This window comes from Citrobacter europaeus (genome assembly GCF_037482245.1).
Taxonomy (GTDB): Bacteria; Pseudomonadota; Gammaproteobacteria; order Enterobacterales; family Enterobacteriaceae; genus Citrobacter; species Citrobacter europaeus.
The window spans coordinates 1,933,509-1,954,763 of sequence record NZ_CP148084.1 but is presented as its reverse complement, the minus strand read 5'-3'; the positions used below and the strand labels follow the sequence as shown (position 1 = coordinate 1,954,763).

Below are 21,255 nucleotides of genomic sequence, written 5' to 3'. Positions count from 1 at the left end.
TTGTCCTCAGGCTACACCGACCAGCAGGCATCGCAGCGCAATAAACAGCGCCAGTGCCAGCGTCGATGCCACCCACATCAATCGAATCGTATGGGAAATGTCGTCTACCGAAATGTCACGTTGTGCATCACCGATCCACGGTTTCTCAACGCGCTCGCCAAAGTAGTCATTTGGACCACCCAGCCGAATTCCTAATGCGCCGGCAACGGATGCTTCCGACCACGCACAGTTTGGGCTGCTGTGGTTGTAGCGATCGCGCCAGCCAATCTGCAACGCACGCGCGCCATCCTGGCGGCATAAAAACGCCGCTGCGCCCAGCAGCAGCCAGCTCAGCCTCGCAGGGATATAATTTGCGACATCGTCCAGGCGGGCGCTGACCATACCGATAGCGCGGTATTTCTCATGTTTGTAGCCCACCATGGAGTCAAGGGTGTTTACCGCTTTGTAGGCCATCGCCAGAGGCGCACCGCCGAGAAAGAGGAAAAACAGCGGCGCGATGATGCCGTCGACAGTGTTTTCAGCCACGGTTTCTACTACGCCGCGATTGATCTGCTGAGGTTGTAATTGCGAGGTATCGCGTCCCACAATCCATGACAATTTTTCACGACTTGCGGCAAGATTACCGGCACGTAGCGGACGTTCGACATCCTGCGCCGCGTTTGCCAGACAGCGCCCGGCCAGCACGGTAAAGATCATCCAAACCTCCACCACCCAACCAAGCCAGGGATGAATAGATTGCGCCAGCGCCAGCACTCCCCAGGACACTATCCAGGTCAGACCGACCACCACAATCCACATCACCGCGCCGCCGATACGTAGCGCGCGGTCGCTATGGCAGTAACGCCGAACAACTCGCTGCACCGCAGAAACCAGATTGCCAATCCAGCGCACCGGATGTGGCCAGTTCTGCGGATCGCCGATGATATAATCAAGCAGCCAGGCAACACACCACGCGAGGATCGTCATAGCGCACTCCTCGCGGCTGCCAGCCAATGGTTGAGCATCTGCGGACGTTGAGCAAAATGAACGTGTAGATAGCTGGCGAAGGTGTTTCCGACCTGCCAGCCGCCAGACCAGGCTTGCAGCGTTTTGCCATCGCGCACTTTGCGACAGTTCATCACCGCTGGCATTTCAGGGGTAAAATCGGAGTAGTGGAATTCATGTCCGCGCAGCACTTCGCCTTCTGCGGCTAACAATGTTTGCTGTGTGGCCTGCGCTTCACAGTAGCCAAATCGGGTCAGACGTTTCCCCATTTTGCTGTGACCGGGAATGATATCCGCCATCAGCCAGGTATCGCCGTGGCTATCCTCCAGCGAACTGCCGAGATACATCAATCCCCCGCACTCGGCATAAATCGCGACACCCCGCTGATGCGCTGCCCGCAGTTGGCTAAGCATCGAAACATTGCGAGCCAGCGTCGCAGCATGTAACTCAGGATATCCGCCACCTAACCAGACCATCTGACAATCGGGTAAGCTGGTGTCGTGCAACGGGCTAAAACGAACAATCTTAAGCCCTGCGCGCGCAAGGAGCGTGATGTTATCCGGGTAGTAGAAGTTGAACGCTTCGTCATCGGCGATGGCAAGCGTTAGCCCTGCTCCGGCGTCTGCGGCAGGCAGCGCTGGCCATTCACCAGTGGGAAGGTTGGTTAACTGGCTTAATTTCAGCAGCGCATCGATATCAAGAGTTTGCTCCAGCGTCGCGGCAAACTCCTGCCACGGCTGCTGGTTAATAACCGACTCGCGTGCGGTAACCAAACCCAGATGCCGTTCAGGAAGCGCAACGCCTTCCATTCGGGGAACATAACCCAATACGGGGACATCGCAGTAACGCTCAATCGCCACTTTCAGGAGCTGGTAATGCGATTCGCTGTTGACCCGGTTAACAATGACGCCGGCGATGTTCAGGGTTGGATCAAAATGTTGAAATCCCATTACCGTCGCGGCGATCGAGGTGGAAACGGCTTTGCCATCAACCAGTAAGATAACCGGGCAGCCTAACTGTTTGGCCATCGCGGCGGTGCTGCAGTAATTTGGGTCGGTGCCATAACCGTCATACAGCCCCATAACACCTTCAATCACCGCGATTTCCGCTTGTTGCATTTGCTCGCAGAATAGAGCGTTCAACGTGGGGACGGGAAGCATGAAGCTATCAAGATTGCGCGAAGCAGTACCGCATACCGCTGTATGCCAGCCGGTATCAAGGTAATCAGGACCCACTTTGCAAGGCTGGACGCGTAAACCGCGTTTTTTCAACAAGCTCAACAAGCCCAGCGTCACCGTGGTTTTACCACAGCCGCTTCCGGTACCTGCAAGAACAAATGCGTGAAAATTGGCCGCCATACCCTGATCCTGTTCAGGGTGGTAGGGGTGTAGAGATACCCAGTCTCTCGACTGTATGCATCTGAACCACCCACTTCCCACCGAAGTTGTTGGTAGTCACTGACAGGCAGGTCTTCTGGCTTAGCGTCATCCTCACCCGTCCTTCCCAATCTTGCGATCAGTGGTCCATACGGGGTCGTCAGCATCACAGCAGCGGGGGCTGCGGGGGATTCTCACCCCCTTCCCTACCACAAATGTGGCAAACCTATCAGTTCAAGAGCCTGGTTAATTAAGCTCTCTGTTATGAGGTAAATTCACAACCTCATGACAATAATTCAATTTAATATCTTTCCGGGTTCATTCAGCCAATTATCTGGCCTAAACCCACTTATTCATATGTTCAAACTTTGAATGAAAGCGTCAGTAAAGAATAAAGAAAGTCATTCACACAGACACTGTATCTCATCACAAAAATAAAAACTGGTGCAGTTTATCCCTCTGATACCATTAATTTGTTGCGCTATGACAATTTATTGACTGGTGTCGTTACTTTTCATTTTATAATGACTGACATAGCGCCCTATATCAAAAATCGGCAATAGCAAAATATTGCTATTTAGGCGGATTCACTACGTGAAATGACATTAATTTGCTGGCGAAATGCCTGCGGCGTAACCTGATACGTTTGACGGAAAACCTTGCAAAAATAACTGGTTTGCGAGAAGCCCAAATTACGCGCAATGCTGGCAATACTCCAGTCACTGTGACAAAGCAACTCTTTGGCACTGGCCATTCTCTGCTGGTTTACCCATGCGTTAAAACCGATACCCTGATATTTTTTGAACAATTTACTGAAATAGTAAGGACTCAGGAAAACATGAGAGGCAACATCCTCCAGACGCAATTCGTCTGATAAATGCGCATCAATATAGCGCAGAGCTTTTTTCATTTTACTGTCGTGAGGGTTGGTACTGCGGTTCGCACGAACCGGCTCTGACTGCTGCGGATTATCCTTGATAACAACAAAATTAAGTTGTTTCTTAAGACAATTTTCTACAATGAGTTTGAGAAGATCCGCAGAAGCGATGACTCGCGAATAGTCCATCTCCGGTACATTACGAAATTCACTGACCAGCTCGGGATCCGCTTGCCAGCGATCATCTACATTCAGTATATCAACCAGACCGACATCATTACTTAAGCGGACTTGTCCACAAAGCACAAACCCTACCAGGTGTCCCGCAATGACCAGCGGAATTGAGAAATCGGTAAGCCCGGCGTGACAGCGATAGATGCAGGGTTGATCGGATTTCGAAGCTTCCAGTCCCCCACAGCGATCGCTCATACGACAGCGGGTACTGTGCTGCGGATGCTGGCGCATCAACTGGCAAAATGGGGTGAAATTAAAAAGCTCAGAAATTTCATCACCGTGAATATTGACAACCACAACGGCCAGACTGGTGGCCTGCGCAAAATCCTGTGCGATTTTATTAATGAGTTCTGAGTTCAGGGCACTCGCAGAAATCATGATAAAACCTCTCAGTTAATTTATTGTTATAAACAAAACATATTATTCACATTCATTTTCATCCTGCCATCCTGAGCAATGATGAAAGTCATCATTGAACATAACAAAAGTCTCCCATTGTTGGGAGACTTTTTCAGCGGTTCAGGAAACCGGATCACGAAAACAGTTTTTACCTTTCAAAAATAAACTTCTTCTGTGAAGCTAGCTCTCATTTTCCTCCAGCTTACACGTATTACACGGTAAATTTTTGCCAATAAAATAACGATAAATTGCTGCGCCCGCGCAAGCACCGATGATAGGGGCGACAATCGGCACGATAAAATAAGGAATATCACGTCCACCTGTCATCGCAACATCTCCCCATCCGGCCATCCAGGCAAACAATTTAGGACCAAAATCACGCGCCGGATTCATTGCAAATCCGGTAAGCGGACCGGTGGATGCGCCGATAACAGCGACCAGAATACCAATCAGCAATGGCGCCAACGGACCTTTAGGAACACCGTTACCATCATCAGTCAGCGCCATGATCATTCCCATAAGAATGGAGGTAATCACCACTTCGACTAACGCGGCCTGCCATACGCTGAGCGCCGCTGCAGGATATGTACTAAAAATGCTGGCAAGTTGCAGGCTTTCCAGACTACCGCGCACCATCTGGTGGGCCGATTCATACTCGGTAAACAGACTGCCGTAGAGCAAATAACCCAGCAGTGCGCCACCGAAGGCACCCGCAACCTGTGCCACGGAGTAAGGTAAAACTTTACGCCCCGGAAAACAGGCAAACAGCCACAGAGCAATAGTGATAGCAGGGTTGAGATGCGCGCCAGATATCCCGGCAGTCAGATAGACTGCAAGCGAGATCCCCAGTCCCCATATGATGCAGATTTCCCACAATCCCAGGCTGGCACCCGCGACTTTCAGGGCACTCAGGCATCCAATACCAAAAAATAAAAACAGCCCGGTACCCAAAAACTCAGCAATGCATTGTGCTTTTAGTGAATCGTTCATTGTGACACCTTCTAAGCAGAGTTCGTGTCTTTACCAGCGGACTCCTTGCTGGCAAGTAGAATACTTCAAGGCTTACTATAAAAAGGCATGTCGGCAAATTGTTGGCAATCTGCGAGTGGTATGATTTTTAAAATCGTGCTGCGATAGCAAATTCTTGCTATCACCTTTATTAAAACAGGTGATAAAACGAGGACTCACCCTATTAAAAGCACATTTTCAAAATAATAAAATATTGCTAATAGCAGAATTCCGTTTTCAAACCATCATCACAATTTCATTTTTCCGCATAGCAAATGATATTTAAACTGTCACTCAGAAAAGTGTAAATATGGAATTGACACAACCAAATAATCACATCATAAAAAATTAAAATAACAATATAAAACAACCACATACAATAAAACACAGCAATTTTATATCACCGTATCCTCACTATTTTTTCACTCTTACTTTCAACTCAGCCATTCTTTTTCCTCGCTTCTTTTTATAGTCATGAAAATCGGGACAACCCAGGCGAGGTCTTTATGCAACAAGAAGCGTTAGGAATGGTAGAAACCAAAGGCTTGACTGCAGCCATAGAGGCCGCAGATGCAATGGTGAAGTCAGCCAATGTAATGCTGGTCGGCTACGAAAAAATTGGTTCGGGGCTGGTAACAGTTATTGTCCGCGGCGATGTCGGTGCAGTCAAAGCAGCAACAGATGCAGGTGCCGCCGCAGCCCGTAACGTGGGAGAAGTGAAAGCCGTACACGTCATCCCACGCCCTCATACCGATGTAGAAAAAATCTTACCGAAGGGAATTAGCTAATGAGCAGCAATGAGCTGGTTGAACAGATCATGGCGCAGGTGATTGCTCGTGTGGCAACGCCGGAACAGCAGGCTATCCCTGAAAATAATCCTCCAACACGAGAAACGGCTATGGCAGAGAAAAGCTGCAGTTTAACGGAGTTTGTCGGTACTGCGATTGGCGACACCGTCGGTCTGGTAATCGCCAACGTAGACAGTGCCCTCCTGGACGCGATGAAACTTGAAAAACGGTATCGCTCCATTGGCATCCTCGGCGCACGCACTGGTGCGGGTCCTCACATCATGGCCGCCGATGAAGCGGTAAAAGCAACAAATACTGAAGTCGTCAGTATTGAGTTACCGCGTGATACCAAAGGCGGCGCAGGACACGGCTCGCTGATTATTCTCGGCGGCAACGATGTTTCCGACGTGAAACGCGGCATTGAAGTTGCGCTGAAAGAGCTGGATCGCACCTTTGGCGATGTTTATGCCAACGAAGCCGGTCACATCGAAATGCAGTACACCGCACGCGCCAGCTACGCACTTGAAAAAGCCTTTGGCGCACCGATTGGCCGTGCCTGTGGCGTTATCGTCGGCGCGCCAGCATCCGTTGGTGTCCTGATGGCTGATACTGCGCTGAAATCCGCCAATGTGGAAGTTGTGGCCTACAGCTCCCCAGCCCATGGAACCAGCTTCAGTAACGAAGCCATCCTGGTCATTTCAGGTGATTCCGGCGCTGTTCGCCAGGCCGTTATCTCCGCCCGTGAAATCGGTAAAACCGTTCTAGGGACCCTCGGCTCAGAGCCGAAAAACGATCGTCCGTCCTACATCTGATATCAGTGAGGCTGATTCATGAGATCGAAAAGATTTGAAGCACTGGCGAAGCGCCCTGTGAATCAGGATGGCTTCGTTAAGGAGTGGATCGAAGAAGGCTTCATTGCAATGGAAAGCCCGAACGACCCCAAGCCGTCGATTAAAATCGTCAACGGTACAGTCACTGAACTGGACGGTAAATCCGCCAGTGAATTTGACTTGATTGACCATTTTATTGCCCGCTATGGCATTAACCTGGCACGCGCTGAAGAAGTCATGGCGATGGACTCGGTAAAACTTGCCAATATGCTTTGCGACCCTAACGTGAAGCGCAAAGACATTGTGCCGCTGACCACCGCAATGACGCCGGCAAAAATTGTCGAAGTGGTGTCCCATATGAACGTCGTTGAGATGATGATGGCCATGCAGAAAATGCGTGCGCGTCGTACACCATCTCAACAGGCGCACGTTACTAACGTTAAAGATAACCCGGTGCAGATTGCCGCTGATGCTGCTGAAGGCGCATGGCGCGGGTTTGACGAACAGGAAACAACCGTTGCCGTTGCGCGTTATGCGCCATTTAACGCCATTGCGCTGTTAGTCGGCTCACAGGTTGGACGCCCTGGCGTATTAACCCAGTGCTCGCTGGAAGAAGCAACCGAACTTAAACTCGGCATGCTAGGCCACACCTGCTACGCGGAAACCATCTCCGTCTATGGTACTGAACCCGTCTTTACCGACGGCGACGATACACCATGGTCGAAAGGCTTCCTCGCCTCTTCCTACGCCTCACGTGGCCTGAAGATGCGCTTTACCTCCGGCTCAGGCTCAGAAGTTCAGATGGGTTACGCCGAAGGCAAATCGATGCTTTATCTGGAAGCCCGCTGTATTTACATCACCAAAGCCGCTGGCGTACAGGGTTTACAAAATGGTTCAGTAAGCTGCATCGGCGTGCCTTCCGCGGTGCCATCAGGCATTCGTGCTGTGCTTGCTGAAAACCTGATCTGCTCTTCTCTGGATCTGGAATGTGCTTCCAGCAACGACCAAACCTTTACCCACTCGGATATGCGTCGTACTGCCCGCCTGTTGATGCAGTTCCTGCCGGGTACTGACTTCATCTCTTCCGGTTATTCCGCGGTACCGAACTACGACAACATGTTTGCGGGTTCGAACGAGGATGCCGAAGATTTTGACGACTACAACGTTCTCCAGCGTGACCTCAAGGTAGATGGGGGTCTGCGACCGGTTCGTGAAGAAGACGTTATCGCCATTCGTAATAAAGCGGCGCGCGCACTACAGGCCGTCTTTGCCGGAATGGGATTACCGCCAATCACTGATGAAGAAGTGGAAGCTGCGACCTACGCCCACGGTTCGAAAGATATGCCTGAACGAAACATCGTTGAAGACATCAAGTTTGCGCAAGAGATCATCAATAAAAACCGTAACGGTCTGGAAGTGGTGAAAGCCCTTGCTCAGGGCGGGTTTACCGATGTCGCTCAGGACATGCTCAACATCCAGAAAGCCAAGTTAACCGGGGATTATCTGCATACCTCCGCCATTATCGTTGGCGACGGACAGGTGCTATCCGCAGTAAATGACGTCAACGACTATGCCGGTCCGGCAACAGGTTATCGCCTGCAAGGCGAACGCTGGGAAGAGATCAAAAACATCCCTGGCGCACTTGATCCCAACGAACTTGGCTAAGGGGTGAAAAATGGAAATCAATGAAAAGCTGCTGCGCCAGATAATTGAAGACGTACTGTCTGAAATGCAAACCAGCGACAAACCTGTCTCATTCCGCGCATCGACAACGGCTAGCGCACCACAGGCTGCTGCGGAACAAGGAGACAGCTTTCTGACCGAGATTGGCGAAGCCAAACAAGGCCAGCAGCAGGACGAAGTGATAATTGCCGTAGGTCCGGCGTTTGGACTGTCGCAAACCGTCAATATCGTAGGGATCCCGCATAAGAATATCTTGCGAGAAGTGATTGCCGGTATTGAAGAAGAAGGTATTAAAGCGCGTGTTATACGCTGCTTTAAATCCTCCGATGTGGCGTTTGTCGCCGTTGAGGGTAACCGTCTGAGCGGTTCCGGGATCTCTATCGGCATCCAGTCAAAAGGCACCACGGTTATCCACCAGCAGGGGTTACCGCCGCTTTCAAACCTGGAGCTGTTCCCTCAGGCACCGCTTCTGACGCTGGAAACCTATCGCCAGATCGGTAAAAACGCCGCGCGTTATGCCAAGCGTGAATCTCCGCAGCCCGTCCCTACTCTGAATGATCAGATGGCTCGTCCTAAGTACCAGGCGAAATCGGCCATTCTGCACATAAAAGAGACTAAATACGTCGTGACGGGCAAAAACCCGCAGGAACTGCGCGTGGCGCTTTAATAAAGGATACCTCCATGAATACCGATGCAATTGAATCGATGGTTCGGGATGTGCTGAGCCGGATGAACAGCCTGCAAGGCGAGTCCGTAACGCCTGCTGCGACGAGCTCATCAACACATACCGCGAAAGTCACGGATTACCCTCTCGCGAATAAACATCCTGAGTGGGTAAAAACCGCAACCAACAAAACTCTGGATGATTTCACGCTTGAAAATGTTCTGAGCAACAAGGTGACGGCGCAGGACATGCGCATCACCCCTGAAACACTGCGCCTGCAGGCAGAAATAGCCAAAGATGCCGGACGTGACAGGCTGGCGATGAACTTCGAGCGCGCCGCTGAGCTAACTGCTGTTCCTGACGATCGCATTCTTGAGATCTACAACGCGCTGCGCCCGTACCGCTCAACGAAAGATGAGCTGATGGCCATCGCCGACGATCTCGAAAATCGTTATCAGGCCAAGATCTGTGCAGCTTTCGTTCGTGAAGCGGCAGCGCTGTACGTTGAGCGTAAAAAACTCAAAGGCGACGACTAACTCAGGGACAGGATCATGCGATATATAGCTGGCATTGACATAGGCAACTCATCAACGGAAGTCGCTCTGGCAACCCTGGATGAGTCTGGCGCGCTGAACATCACTGGCAGCGCACTGGCAGAAACCACCGGGATTAAGGGCACATTACGTAATGTGTTTGGCATCCAGGAGGCGCTTACGCTGGCGGCAAAAAACGCCGGTATCAATGTCAGCGATATTTCGCTCATCCGTATTAACGAAGCCACCCCGGTCATTGGCGACGTGGCGATGGAAACGATCACCGAAACCATCATCACTGAATCCACCATGATCGGCCATAACCCCAAAACGCCGGGCGGCGTCGGGTTAGGCGTAGGCATCACGATTACGCCGGAAGACCTGCTCAGCCGTCCGGCGGATGCACCTTATATTCTGGTAGTGTCATCGGCATTTGATTTCGCCGATGTCGCCACGATGATTAATGCTTCCGTCCGTGCCGGATATCAGTTGACTGGCGTTATTTTGCAGCAGGACGATGGCGTTCTGGTTAGTAATCGTCTGACTCAACCTCTGCCCATCGTCGATGAAGTCCTTCATATCGACCGCATCCCTCTGGGTATGCTGGCTGCCATTGAGGTCGCGGTCCCAGGAAAGGTTATTGAAACGCTTTCTAACCCCTACGGGATTGCAACCGTCTTTGGCCTCAATGCCGAGGAGACTAAAAACATTGTCCCGATGGCGCGGGCGCTGATCGGCAACCGCTCTGCCGTGGTGGTGAAAACACCGTCAGGCGATGTGAAAGCACGAGCTATTCCCGCCGGAAATCTGGAGCTACAGTCGCAAGGTCGTACTGTACGTGTCGACGTTGCAGCTGGCGCTGAAGCGATTATGAAAGCGGTCGGTGAATGCCCGAAACTGGATAACGTCACCGGAGAGGCTGGCACCAATATTGGCGGCATGCTGGAGCATGTGCGCCAGACAATGGCTGAATTAACCAACAAACCCAGCCACGAAATTTTTATTCAGGATCTGCTGGCGGTCGATACCTCGGTTCCCGTCAGCGTGACAGGTGGCCTGGCCGGTGAGTTCTCCCTTGAACAGGCCGTCGGCATTGCCTCCATGGTGAAATCAGACCGCCTGCAAATGGCGATGATTGCCCAGGAAATCACGCAAAAGCTCAACATTGATGTCCAGGTTGGCGGCGCCGAAGCCGAAGCGGCCATTCTGGGAGCCCTAACCACCCCAGGTACGACGCGCCCGCTGGCCATTCTGGATCTCGGCGCGGGATCGACTGACGCCTCCATCATCAACCCGAAAGGCGAAATTATTGCCACACATCTGGCGGGCGCGGGCGATATGGTCACGATGATCATTGCCCGTGAACTGGGGCTGGATGACCGTTATCTCGCTGAAGAGATCAAAAAGTACCCGCTGGCAAAAGTCGAAAGCTTATTCCATCTTCGCCACGAAGATGGCAGCGTCCAGTTCTTCCCCACGCCTCTCCCACCAACGGTTTTTGCCCGCGTGTGTGTAGTAAAACCCGATGAACTGGTGCCACTGCCAGGCGAACTGGCGCTGGAGAAAGTACGGGCCATCCGCCGCAGCGCGAAAGAACGCGTTTTCGTTACCAACGCGCTCAGAGCGCTACGTCAGGTGAGTCCGACCGGGAACATTCGGGATATTCCCTTTGTGGTACTGGTTGGCGGCTCATCGCTGGACTTCGAAGTTCCACAGCTGGTCACCGATGCGCTGGCACATTATCGCCTGGTTGCCGGGCGCGGCAACATTCGTGGCACCGAAGGTCCACGCAATGCGGTTGCGACCGGGCTGATTCTCTCCTGGTACAAGGCGTTCGCTCATGGAAAGTAATCTCACCACGCCCGCCATTGTAATTTTCACCACTGCTGGCTGCGCTGACGTCTGGAGTGATGTGCTGCTGGGTATTGAAGAAGAAGGAATCCCCTTTGTCATCCAGGAGAGCCAATCAACTGACGTTATCCACAACGCATGGCTGGCTGCCTGCCAATCGCCATTGCTGGTTGGCATTGGCTGCAGTCGCGAAAAACTGGTCGTGCACTACAAAAACTTACCCACATCAGCGCCACTTTTTACGCTGACGTATCAACAAGATAACCACGCTCGTCGCAGCATTGGTAATAACGCTGCGCGGCTGGTTAAAGGCATTCCGTTCCGGGAATGCCACTCATAACCCACAGGAGAAAAGCAGTATGAATAACGCACTGGGACTGGTTGAAACAAAAGGGCTTGTCGGCGCTATTGAAGCCGCTGATGCCATGGTGAAATCCGCAAACGTGCAGTTGGTTGGTTACGAAAAAATCGGCTCAGGCCTGATCACCGTTATGGTTCGCGGCGATGTCGGCGCGGTAAAAGCTGCCGTAGATGCCGGAAGCGCAGCGGCAAGCGCCGTTGGTGAGGTGAAATCCTGCCACGTTATCCCGCGTCCGCACAGCGACGTTGAAGCCATTTTACCTAAATCCGCATAAGCGTTAAAACCAAGGAGCACAGCGTGAAGCAATCACTGGGATTACTTGAAGTTAGTGGTCTGGCATTAGCCATCAGTTGCGCGGACGTCATGGCGAAAGCCGCCTCCATCACGCTGGTGGGCCTCGAAAAAACCAACGGCTCAGGCTGGACGGTGATCAAGATAATCGGGGATGTGGCCTCCGTTCAGGCGGCCATTTCCACTGGTGTCAGTTTCGCTGAACAACGTGACGGACTGGTGGCCCACAAAGTCATATCCAGACCAGGGGACGGTATCCTGTCACATAGCGTTACCCAGGAGTCTGAACCTACACCCGAACCCACTCCAGCCGTAGCGCATGAAGAGATGCTTGTAGACCCGGCAGCACCTGAAGCGCCGCAAGATGCCGAGCTAATTAGCTGCAATCTGTGTCTTGATCCTGCCTGCCCTCGTCAAAAGGGCGAGCCGCGCACTCTTTGTCTGCACTCTGGCAAACGAGGTGAAGCGTAATGGATAAACAGCAACTGGAAACAACGGTCGCTAAGGTTCTGGATGAAATGCGCGAGCGCCCGATTCCGCTTGGGATCTCTAATCGTCATATTCATCTGTGCGCTGAAGATTACGGTCGCTTGTTTCCCAATCACCCTATTAGTGAGAAAAAAGAGCTGCTGCAGCCCGGACAATATGCAGCAGAGCAAACCGTCACGCTGGTGGGGCCAAAAGGCCAGTTAAAAAATGTGCGTTTACTCGGCCCACTGCGTAGCACCAGTCAGGTCGAGATTTCCCGTACCGACGCCCGCACGCTGGGAATTGCTGCTCCGTTGCGGATGTCAGGCAATATCAAGGGCACGCCTGGCGTTCGCCTCGTCAGCCCATTTGCTGAGCTGGACTTAGCATCCGGGGTAATTGTCGCCCAACGGCATATCCATATGTCGCCTCTCGATGCCCTGATCCTGCGCGTATCCCATGGCGATAAAGTCTCGGTCGCCATTAATGGCGATGAACGTCGACTGATTTTCGATAACGTCGCCGTACGCGTTTCGCCGGATATGCGCCTTGAGATGCATATCGATACAGACGAAGCCAATGCTGCAGGTGCTGATAATCCGCAGGCATTTGCCACACTGGTGAGCCCACGATGAACAACGAACTGCTGCAACGCATTATCGAGGAGGTTGTTTCCCGATTAAAAAAACGCGCGGAAAGCACGCTCACTCTTAGCGTCGCGCAGTTACGGGAACTCGATTCACGGAAAGTATGCTGCCAGTACTCGGCGATCCACCTCCTGCAGGTCGACCTGCCATTGTTGCAGCAAATTGCCGAGGATTGCTCAGCCAATGCGCTGGTGGTAACCATTCACGAGGCGCTGGCATGCGGAGTCCGCGTGAAAATTTCACTACATCATCGATTGTTACCCGCGATCCCCGTGAAAAAACTCGCGCGTCTGCCGCTGGAGTTCAGTGACGAGCTGGGGCGAATCATTTTTTTGCATCCTGACAAACTTCTCAGCTATGCCGACGTTGCCCAATTGAAAGGTGGCGTACTGGTGCTACGCCGCCGATGTGTCGTGACGGCCCTGGCTCAGGAAGCGGTCAGTACGCGAAATGTTCAATTAATTAAGCAGGAGTGAACTATGCATCTGGCACGGGTTACAGGCGTTGTGGTTTCCACGCAAAAATCTCCATCGCTGGTGGGGAAGAAACTGCTGCTGGTACGTCGGGTGAGTGCTGACGGAGAGCTTCCCGCATCCCCGCTAAGCGGAGATGAAGTCGCCGTTGATTCCGTCGGCGCGGGGACCGGCGAACTGGTATTGCTCAGCAGCGGCTCCAGCGCCAGACACGTTTTTTCTGGCCCTAATGAGGCCATCGACCTGGCTATCGTCGGCATTGTCGACACGCTTTCTCGTTAGGAGGAACTATGGCGATTTATACCCGCACCGGCGATGCTGGCACAACGGCCCTTTTTACCGGGCAACGCGTGAGCAAAACGCACCCGCGCGTCGAGGCTTACGGTACGCTGGATGAACTTAATGCGGCGCTTAGCCTGTGCGTTTGCGCGGCGAAAAACCCGCAGCACCGCCAGTTACTTGAAAACATTCAACTGCAGCTTTTTTGGTTCAGCGCCGAGCTGGCAAGCGAAAGCGAAGAACCAACGCCAGAGCAGCGTTATATCAGCTCGGAAGAAATTGCAGCACTGGAAGCCGCCATCGATACCGCAATGGGCAGGGTACCTCCCCTGCGCAGCTTTATCTTACCTGGCCGCAGTGAAGCAGCCAGCCGTCTGCATTTTGCCCGCACGCTGGCTCGTCGCGCAGAGAGGCGACTGGTCGAGCTCTCCACCGAGATCGCCGTCAGACACGTGCTGATGCGTTATATCAATCGCCTGTCCGACTGTTTATATGCGCTTGCACGTGCAGAAGATCATGACGCCCATCAAAACGACATTATTCAGAAGGTGGCGGAGCGCTATCTTGCCGCCATCCGTACTTCAGCCACGAGGGAGCCGGCTATGTCTCTGTCTTTTCAGGAACTCCACCAACTCACTTGCGCTGCGGTAATGAGAGCAGAAGAACTCCAGGTTCCGGTCGTCATCAGCATTGTCGATGCGAACGGGACCCAAACGGTGGCCTGGCGCATGCCTGACGCATTACTCGTCAGTAGCGAACTGGCGCCGAAGAAAGCCTGGACTGCCGTGGCGATGAAAACCGCCACGCATGAGTTGACATCAGAGGTACAACCAGGCGCCGCGCTTTACGGTCTGGAAAGCCATATGCAGGGAAAAGTCGTCACCTTTGGTGGCGGGTACGCTTTATGGCGTGAGGGTTTACTCCTTGGGGGTCTTGGCATCAGCGGGGGAAGCGTTGAGCAGGATATGGACATTGCAGAAACGGCCATTGCGGCGATTAACGTGAGAACACATCAATGAATACTTCAGAACTTGAAACCCTTATTCGTAACATTTTGAGTGAACAACTCGCCCCGGCAAAAACAGACGTTAAGAATAACGGAATTTTTCCGTCCGTTGGCGAAGCGATCGATGCGGCTCATCAGGCTTTTCTGCGTTACCAGCAATGTCCATTGAAAACCCGCAGCGCCATCATAAACGCCCTGCGCGAAGAACTGACGCCTCATCTTGCTTCACTGGCCGCTGAGAGCGCTGCCGAAACGGGAATGGGCAACAAAGAGGATAAGTTCCTTAAAAATAAAGCCGCGCTGGACAACACCCCGGGTATCGAAGATCTCACCACCACGGCGCTAACCGGCGACGGCGGCATGGTGTTATTTGAGTATTCTCCATTTGGCGTAATTGGCTCCGTCGCCCCAAGCACCAACCCGACGGAAACCATTATTAACAACAGCATCAGTATGCTGGCTGCGGGAAATAGCGTTTATTTTAGCCCGCATCCGGGTGCTAAAGCAGTCTCACTGAAGCTGATTGCCATGATTGAAGATATTGCTTTCCGTTGCTGCGGGATTCGCAATCTTGTCGTCACGGTCACAGAACCCACTTTTGAGGCTACCCAGCAGATGATGGCGCACCCTAAAATCGCAGTTCTGGCGATTACCGGTGGTCCAGGCATTGTTGCTATGGGCATGAAAAGCGGGAAGAAAGTCATTGGCGCAGGCGCAGGGAATCCGCCCTGCATTGTTGATGAAACGGCCGACCTGGTTAAGGCGGCGGAAGATATCATCAATGGCGCATCCTTTGATTACAACCTCCCCTGCATTGCTGAGAAGAGCCTGATTGTTGTTGATGCTGTTGCTGAACGACTGGTTCAACAAATGCAGTCTTTTGGCGCGATGCTACTCAATAACGAAGAGGTAGACAAACTGCGCGCAGCCTGTCTGCCAGAAGGCGTGGCCAATAAAAAACTGGTGGGTAAAAGCCCGGCAATCTTACTGGAAGCAGCAGGAATACCGGTTCCGGCAAAAGCGCCTCGATTACTGATAGGCATCGTCAAGGCTGACGACCCGTGGGTGACCAGCGAGCAACTGATGCCAATGCTCCCTGTCGTCACGGTGAGCGATTTTGACAGCGCGTTAACGTTGGCCCTCAAGGTTGAAGAGGGATTGCATCACACCGCCATTATGCATTCGCAGAATGTGTCACGTTTGAACCTTGCCGCGCGCACGCTTCAGACCTCCATCTTTGTGAAAAATGGCCCCTCTTACGCCGGGATTGGCGTGGGTGGTGAAGGCTTTACTACTTTCACCATTGCGACGCCAACTGGCGAGGGAACAACATCTGCGCGCACTTTCGCACGCTCTCGTCGTTGCGTGCTGACAAACGGTTTTTCTATTCGCTAATGGGGCCGTTATGAAAAGCTTTTCACTGCAAACTCGATTGTACAGCGGCCAGGGAAGTCTGGATGTGCTCAAGCGCTTCACGAATAAGCATATCTGGATTATCTGCGATGGTTTTCTCGCGCGCTCCCCCCTGATTGAAAAGCTGCGCGACGCTCTGCCAGCGGATAACCGCATCAGCATTTTCAGCGACATCACTCCCGATCCTACCATTAACACGGTAGTACATGGGATTGCGCAAATGCAGTCCCTGCGACCAGATGTCGTCATTGGTTTTGGTGGCGGCTCAGCTCTGGACGCTGCAAAAGCCATCGTCTGGTTCAGCCGACAGTTCGGTATTGAAATTGAAACCTGTGTCGCTATCCCTACCACCAGCGGCACAGGCTCGGAAGTCACCAGCGCCTGCGTGATTAGCGATCCGGATAAAGGCATTAAATATCCATTATTCAATAATGCGCTTTATCCGGACATGGCCATCCTTGATCCGACGCTGGTCGTCAGCGTTCCGCCAGCCATAACCGCAAATACCGGCATGGACGTGTTAACGCATGCGCTGGAGGCTTACGTGTCCACAAAAGCCAGCGACTTCACTGACGCGCTGGCTGAAAAAGCGGCACAAATCGTCTTCCAGTACCTGCCTGTCGCCGTCAGTAAAGGCGAATGCCTGGCAACCAGAGGGAAAATGCACAACGCCTCAACGCTCGCGGGAATGGCATTCAGTCAGGCTGGACTGGGGATCAATCATGCGATTGCCCATCAGTTGGGCGGTCAGTTTCATCTGCCGCACGGACTTGCCAATGCGCTGCTGCTGACCCATGTCATTCATTTTAATGCCCGCGATCCGCGGGCTGCTAAGCGCTATGCCCGTTTCGCTAAAGCCTGTCACTTATGCCCGGATAGCGCGAACGATACAGCGGCATTGAATGCGCTTATTCGTCATATCGAGCTACTCAAAAAACAGTGTGCGTTACCTTCTTTTGTTGACGCGCTTAAAGACGGAAAGCAAGCCTGGTCACAACGTATACCGTCGATGGTTCAGGCCGCGCTGGCTGACGTCACCCTGCAAACCAATCCGCGTGTTGCCGACGCCAGTGCCATGCAGGAACTGCTTGAGGAATTATTATGAAGACAGCCATGACGGCAGAGTCCACGCTTTATGATGCGCAGACAATTCGCGAACGCGTTCGCGCAGCGGGTGTTGTCGGGGCAGGAGGCGCGGGCTTTCCTGCTCACGTAAAATTACAGGCGCAGGTCGATACATTTCTGGTCAATGCGGCGGAATGTGAGCCAATGCTGAAAGTTGACCAGCAGTTAATGGCCGTCCAGGCTGAGCGACTTATCCGCGGCGTTCAATATGCCATGACGGCTACCGGAGCCAGTGTCGGAATTATTGCGCTCAAAGAGAAATACCAAAAAGCGATCAAGGCGTTAACGCCCCTTCTGCCTGCCGGGATCCGCTTACATATTTTGCCTGATGTCTACCCGGCAGGTGATGAGGTTCTGACCATCTGGATGGCAACAGGTCGGAGAGTTCCGCCTGCCGCGTTGCCTGTTAGCGTCGGCGTAGTAGTCAATAACGTCCAGACCGTGCTCAACATCGCGAGAGCAGTTGAGCAACAGTACGCCGTTACGCGTCGTACCCTGACCGTTAACGGCGCAGTCGCCAAACCAATCACCCTCACTGTCCCTATCGGAATGTCTTTACGTGATGTTCTGGCGTTGGCCGGCGGCGCAACCGTTGACGATCCCGGCTTTATCAACGGTGGTCCGATGATGGGCGGCCTGATTACTTCACTGGATACCCCAGTCAGCAAGACCACCGGAGGCCTGCTGGTTTTGCCTAAGTCTCATGCGTTGATTCAGCGGCGGATGCAGGATGAACGCACTGTGCTTTCTGTAGCAAAAACCGTTTGCGAGCAGTGCCGTTTGTGTACGGATTTGTGCCCAAGGCATTTGATCGGCCATGAATTATCCCCGCACCTGTTGGTTCGTGCGGTGAATTATCAGCAGGCGGCCACGCCGCAACTGCTGCTCACAGCCCTGACCTGTTCAGAATGCAATGTGTGTGAAAGCGTAGCCTGTCCGGTTGGGATATCACCGATGCGAATCAACCGCATGCTTAAACGCGAGCTGCGGGCTCTCAACCATCGATATGAAGGGCCGCTAAATCCTGAGGATGAAATGGCGAAGTACCGGCTGATCCCGGTTAAACGCCTTATCACCAAACTGGGTCTTAGCGACTGGTATCACGACGCGCCACTGGCTGAGACTGATTATTCCACCGATAAAACGACGCTGTTGCTACGCCAGCATATTGGCGCCAGCGCCACCCCATGTGTACAGCAAGGTGAACGCGTTGTTCGCGGTCAATGCGTTGCCGATGTGCCGTCCGGTGCATTAGGCGCGCCTGTTCACGCCAGTATTGACGGTATTGTCAGCGAAATCACTGAGCAATCCATCACGGTAATTAGAGGTTAATCATGTCTCAGGCTATAGGGATTTTAGAACTCACCAGCATTGCCAAAGGAATGGAAGCTGGCGATGCCATGTTAAAAAGCGCGAATGTGAATTTACTGGTCAGCAAGACCATCTGCCCGGGAAAATTTCTGCTCATGCTCGGTGGTGACGTAGGTGCCGTACAACAGGCGATAGCCACTGGAACATCTCTGGCTGGCGATATGCTCGTTGACAGTTTGGTACTCCCCAACATTCATGCCAGCGTACTTCCCGCAATCAGCGGACTAAACAGCGTGGATAAGCGTCAGGCAGTTGGCATTGTCGAAACATGGAGCGTTGCTGCCTGCATCTGCGCCGCCGACCGGGCGGTTAAAGCCTCTAACGTCACGCTGGTTCGCGTCCATATGGCATTTGGTATTGGCGGCAAGTGCTACATGGTCGTTGCCGGCGATGTGTCGGATGTGAATAACGCGGTAACGGTTGCCAGTGAAAGTGCGGGTGAAAAAGGCCTGCTGGTTTACCGCTCGGTCATACCTCGCCCGCATGAAAGCATGTGGCGACAAATGGTGGAGGGATAATGGAAAGACAACCCACCACGGATCGAATGATTCAGGAATATGTTCCAGGCAAGCAGGTCACGCTGGCGCATCTTATCGCCAATCCTGGTAAAGATTTGTTCAAGAAACTGGGATTACCAGATTCAGTTTCCGCAATCGGTATTCTGACCATTACCCCTAGCGAAGCCTCAATCATCGCCTGTGATATCGCCACGAAATCCGGGGCGGTAGAGATTGGCTTTCTCGACCGGTTTACCGGCGCGGTGGTACTGACTGGCGATGTTTCCGCCGTTGAGTACGCGCTGAAACAGGTAACCCGAACGCTGGGCGAAATGATGCGTTTTACCGCTTGCCCCATCACCCGGACGTAAAGCATGAAACGCATAATGCTAATTGGCCCCAGCCAGTGCGGTAAAACGTCGATCACGCAGTGCATGCGGGGAGAGGCGCTTCACTATCAGAAGACCCAGGCCATAGTCTGGTCTCCTACGGCAATAGACACACCGGGCGAATATCTCGAAAACCGCTGCCTGTACAGCGCGCTGCTGGTCAGCGCCTGTGAAGCAGACATTATCGCGCTGGTTCTGAATGCTGACGCGCCATGGTCACCTTTTTCTCCAGGTTTTACAGGTCCCATGAACCGTCCCGTTATCGGTCTCGTCACCAAAGCCGATTTAGCTAACCCGCAGCGTATTTCTCTTGTGGAGAGTTGGTTAGTTCAGGCTGGCGCACAAAAAGTATTTGTCACCAGCGCGCTGGAGAATACCGGTGTCGATGAGATGTTCACTTTTCTGAATGCAAAGGAACCTTCATGTCTCACAAAATAATGGCCATTAATGCAGGCAGCTCCTCGCTTAAGTTTCAGCTACTGGCGATGCCACAGGGTGAAATGATTTGCCAGGGACTGATCGAGCGTATCGGTATGTCTGATGCGCATGTCACCCTAAAAGCACCAGCGCAGAAATGGCAGGAAACTTTGCCCGTAGCCGATCACCGTGAAGCAGTGACGCTGCTGCTGGAAAAACTGCTCAGTCACAATATTATCAGCAGTCTGGAAGAGATTGACGGCGTTGGCCATCGCGTCGCCCACGGCGGAGAATCCTTTAAAGATTCCGCGCTGGTAACCGATGAAACGCTGGCGGAAATCGAACGCCTTGCGGAACTGGCACCGCTTCATAACCCGGTAAATGCGTTGGGAATTGCGGTATTTCGCCAGCTATTGCCAAATACGCCGGCCGTTGCGGTTTTTGACACGGCTTTTCATCAGACCCTTGATGAACCCTCTTTCATCTATCCTCTGCCCTGGCGCTACTATTCAGAGTTGGGTATTCGTCGCTATGGTTTTCATGGCACCAGCCACAAGTACGTCAGCGCTAAGCTGGCTGAAAAGCTGGGCGTGCCGCTCAGCGCCCTGCGCGTTGTTTGTTGTCATTTGGGCAACGGCAGCAGCATCTGTGCTATCAAAGGCGGGCATTCGGTAAATACATCAATGGGCTTTACGCCGCAGTCTGGCGTAATGATGGGCACGCGAAGTGGCGATATTGATCCATCCATTTTGCCGTGGATTGCCCTGCGTGAAGGCAAAACTCCCCAGCAGCTCAACCAATTGCTCAACAATGAATCTGGATTGCTCGGCGTTTCTGGTATTTCACCCGACTATCGTGATGTTGAACATGCCGCAGATACGGGCAATCACCAGGCCGCACTGGCGTTGACGCTTTTTGCCGAGCGGATTCGCGCTACTATTGGCAGCTATATTATGCAGATGGGCGGCCTGGATGCGCTGGTGTTTACCGGAGGAATTGGCGAGAACTCAGCACGGGCCCGCACCGCAATTTGTCACAACCTGAATTTCTTAGGTCTGGCCGTTGATGAAGAAAAAAATCAGCGTAACGCCACCTTTATTCAGACGGAAAATGCGGTGGTCAAAGTGGCGGTGATTAATACCAATGAAGAGTTAATGATAGCTCAGGACGTTATGCGTTTAGCGATATCAGAAACTGTGACATTGGGCATTCCCGCCTGATATTGCCACACCGCAAATTGCGGCAAATCATGGTAATAGCGCGATCGCCATGACACTATGCGCCGAGGATT

24 protein-coding genes and 1 riboswitch are annotated in these 21,255 nt (G+C 52.7%); of the genes, 20 read left to right on the top strand and 4 right to left on the bottom strand.

All coding sequences use genetic code 11. From position 1 onward, the window contains the following. Positions 1–6: 6 nt before the first annotated feature. The 4 genes from cbiB to pduF form a co-directional block, all read right to left on the bottom strand. Positions 7–966: an adenosylcobinamide-phosphate synthase CbiB gene (gene cbiB, locus WHR59_RS08900; RefSeq protein ID WP_087051377.1), complete on the bottom strand. Its 960-nt coding sequence runs from the start codon at positions 964–966 to the stop codon at positions 7–9. Then, a complete protein-coding gene (locus tag WHR59_RS08895) occupies positions 963–2,342 on the bottom strand; it encodes a cobyrinate a,c-diamide synthase (RefSeq protein ID WP_172863145.1) in 1,380 nt (459 codons plus the stop codon). The genes cbiB and WHR59_RS08895 overlap by 4 nt, the downstream gene beginning before the upstream one ends. A gap of 88 nt (positions 2,343–2,430) precedes the next feature. After that, a riboswitch (cobalamin riboswitch) is annotated at positions 2,431–2,605 on the bottom strand. A 332-nt stretch (positions 2,606–2,937) separates the two neighbouring features. Beyond that, the gene (pocR, locus tag WHR59_RS08890; RefSeq protein WP_043016821.1) at positions 2,938–3,849 is read right to left on the bottom strand and encodes a transcriptional regulator PocR; all 912 of its coding nucleotides are present in this window, start codon (positions 3,847–3,849) and stop codon (positions 2,938–2,940) included. A gap of 201 nt (positions 3,850–4,050) precedes the next feature. Then, the gene (gene pduF, locus WHR59_RS08885; RefSeq protein ID WP_043016822.1) at positions 4,051–4,860 is read right to left on the bottom strand and encodes a propanediol diffusion facilitator PduF; all 810 of its coding nucleotides are present in this window, start codon (positions 4,858–4,860) and stop codon (positions 4,051–4,053) included. Positions 4,861–5,384: 524 nt separating this feature from the next. On the opposite strand from pduF, the gene pduA reads away from it, so the two are divergent. The 20 genes from pduA to WHR59_RS08785 are packed head-to-tail and all read left to right on the top strand — an operon-like array spanning position 5,385 to position 21,184. Next, positions 5,385–5,666, top strand: coding sequence for a propanediol utilization microcompartment protein PduA (gene pduA / locus WHR59_RS08880; RefSeq protein ID WP_003030255.1), 282 nt, complete (start codon positions 5,385–5,387; stop codon positions 5,664–5,666). Further along, positions 5,666–6,478 carry a propanediol utilization microcompartment protein PduB gene (gene pduB / locus WHR59_RS08875; protein ID WP_003834129.1) on the top strand — a complete coding sequence of 271 codons (813 nt, stop codon included), beginning with the start codon at positions 5,666–5,668 and terminating at the stop codon, positions 6,476–6,478. Before pduA ends, pduB begins: the two co-directional genes overlap by 1 nt. An 18-nt stretch (positions 6,479–6,496) precedes the next feature. Continuing rightward, positions 6,497–8,161 (top strand): propanediol dehydratase large subunit PduC, encoded by a 1,665-nt coding sequence (gene pduC, locus WHR59_RS08870; protein ID WP_003030249.1) that lies wholly within the window; start codon positions 6,497–6,499, stop codon positions 8,159–8,161. Positions 8,162–8,171: 10 nt separating this feature from the next. After that, positions 8,172–8,846: a propanediol dehydratase medium subunit PduD gene (pduD, locus tag WHR59_RS08865; protein WP_043016823.1), complete on the top strand. Its 675-nt coding sequence runs from the start codon at positions 8,172–8,174 to the stop codon at positions 8,844–8,846. Between the two features lie 14 nt (positions 8,847–8,860). After that, a complete protein-coding gene (pduE, locus tag WHR59_RS08860; protein ID WP_181231297.1) occupies positions 8,861–9,379 on the top strand; it encodes a propanediol dehydratase small subunit PduE in 519 nt (172 codons plus the stop codon). A 15-nt stretch (positions 9,380–9,394) separates the two neighbouring features. Further along, the gene (locus tag WHR59_RS08855; protein ID WP_338843842.1) at positions 9,395–11,227 is read left to right on the top strand and encodes a diol dehydratase reactivase subunit alpha; all 1,833 of its coding nucleotides are present in this window, start codon (positions 9,395–9,397) and stop codon (positions 11,225–11,227) included. Then, positions 11,217–11,567, top strand: a complete 351-nt coding sequence (locus tag WHR59_RS08850; protein WP_043016826.1) for a glycerol dehydratase reactivase beta/small subunit family protein — start codon at positions 11,217–11,219, stop codon at positions 11,565–11,567. The genes WHR59_RS08855 and WHR59_RS08850 overlap by 11 nt, the downstream gene beginning before the upstream one ends. Positions 11,568–11,586: 19 nt before the next feature. Then, a complete protein-coding gene (gene pduJ, locus WHR59_RS08845; RefSeq protein ID WP_001057752.1) occupies positions 11,587–11,862 on the top strand; it encodes a propanediol utilization microcompartment protein PduJ in 276 nt (91 codons plus the stop codon). 23 nt (positions 11,863–11,885) lie between these two features. Next, positions 11,886–12,350 carry a BMC domain-containing protein gene (locus WHR59_RS08840; protein ID WP_075145986.1) on the top strand — a complete coding sequence of 155 codons (465 nt, stop codon included), beginning with the start codon at positions 11,886–11,888 and terminating at the stop codon, positions 12,348–12,350. Beyond that, positions 12,350–12,982: a phosphate propanoyltransferase gene (locus WHR59_RS08835; protein ID WP_043016828.1), complete on the top strand. Its 633-nt coding sequence runs from the start codon at positions 12,350–12,352 to the stop codon at positions 12,980–12,982. The genes WHR59_RS08840 and WHR59_RS08835 overlap by 1 nt, the downstream gene beginning before the upstream one ends. After that, positions 12,979–13,470: a microcompartment protein PduM gene (gene pduM, locus WHR59_RS08830; RefSeq protein ID WP_075145985.1), complete on the top strand. Its 492-nt coding sequence runs from the start codon at positions 12,979–12,981 to the stop codon at positions 13,468–13,470. Before WHR59_RS08835 ends, pduM begins: the two co-directional genes overlap by 4 nt. Positions 13,471–13,473: 3 nt before the next feature. After that, positions 13,474–13,749, top strand: a complete 276-nt coding sequence (locus WHR59_RS08825; RefSeq protein WP_043016830.1) for a EutN/CcmL family microcompartment protein — start codon at positions 13,474–13,476, stop codon at positions 13,747–13,749. Positions 13,750–13,757: 8 nt separating this feature from the next. Then, positions 13,758–14,765, top strand: a complete 1,008-nt coding sequence (gene pduO / locus WHR59_RS08820; RefSeq protein ID WP_075145984.1) for a two-domain cob(I)yrinic acid a,c-diamide adenosyltransferase PduO — start codon at positions 13,758–13,760, stop codon at positions 14,763–14,765. Beyond that, on the top strand, positions 14,762–16,147 hold the full coding sequence (gene pduP, locus WHR59_RS08815; protein ID WP_043016832.1) for a CoA-acylating propionaldehyde dehydrogenase PduP: 1,386 nt from the start codon (positions 14,762–14,764) through the stop codon (positions 16,145–16,147). The genes pduO and pduP overlap by 4 nt, the downstream gene beginning before the upstream one ends. A gap of 10 nt (positions 16,148–16,157) precedes the next feature. After that, positions 16,158–17,270, top strand: a complete 1,113-nt coding sequence (locus WHR59_RS08810; RefSeq protein ID WP_043016833.1) for a 1-propanol dehydrogenase PduQ — start codon at positions 16,158–16,160, stop codon at positions 17,268–17,270. Then, positions 17,267–18,622 carry a cobalamin reductase PduS gene (pduS, locus tag WHR59_RS08805; protein WP_100194520.1) on the top strand — a complete coding sequence of 452 codons (1,356 nt, stop codon included), beginning with the start codon at positions 17,267–17,269 and terminating at the stop codon, positions 18,620–18,622. Before WHR59_RS08810 ends, pduS begins: the two co-directional genes overlap by 4 nt. Positions 18,623–18,624: 2 nt before the next feature. Further along, on the top strand, positions 18,625–19,179 hold the full coding sequence (pduT, locus tag WHR59_RS08800) for a propanediol utilization microcompartment protein PduT (protein WP_003030201.1): 555 nt from the start codon (positions 18,625–18,627) through the stop codon (positions 19,177–19,179). Further along, positions 19,179–19,529: a propanediol utilization microcompartment protein PduU gene (pduU, locus tag WHR59_RS08795; protein WP_003030198.1), complete on the top strand. Its 351-nt coding sequence runs from the start codon at positions 19,179–19,181 to the stop codon at positions 19,527–19,529. Before pduT ends, pduU begins: the two co-directional genes overlap by 1 nt. A gap of 3 nt (positions 19,530–19,532) precedes the next feature. After that, positions 19,533–19,985 (top strand): propanediol utilization protein PduV, encoded by a 453-nt coding sequence (gene pduV, locus WHR59_RS08790; protein ID WP_043016835.1) that lies wholly within the window; start codon positions 19,533–19,535, stop codon positions 19,983–19,985. Continuing rightward, entirely contained in the window at positions 19,970–21,184 is a 1,215-nt protein-coding gene (locus tag WHR59_RS08785) for an acetate/propionate family kinase (protein WP_043016836.1), read from the top strand. Before pduV ends, WHR59_RS08785 begins: the two co-directional genes overlap by 16 nt. The last annotated feature ends 71 nt before the right edge of the window (positions 21,185–21,255 follow it).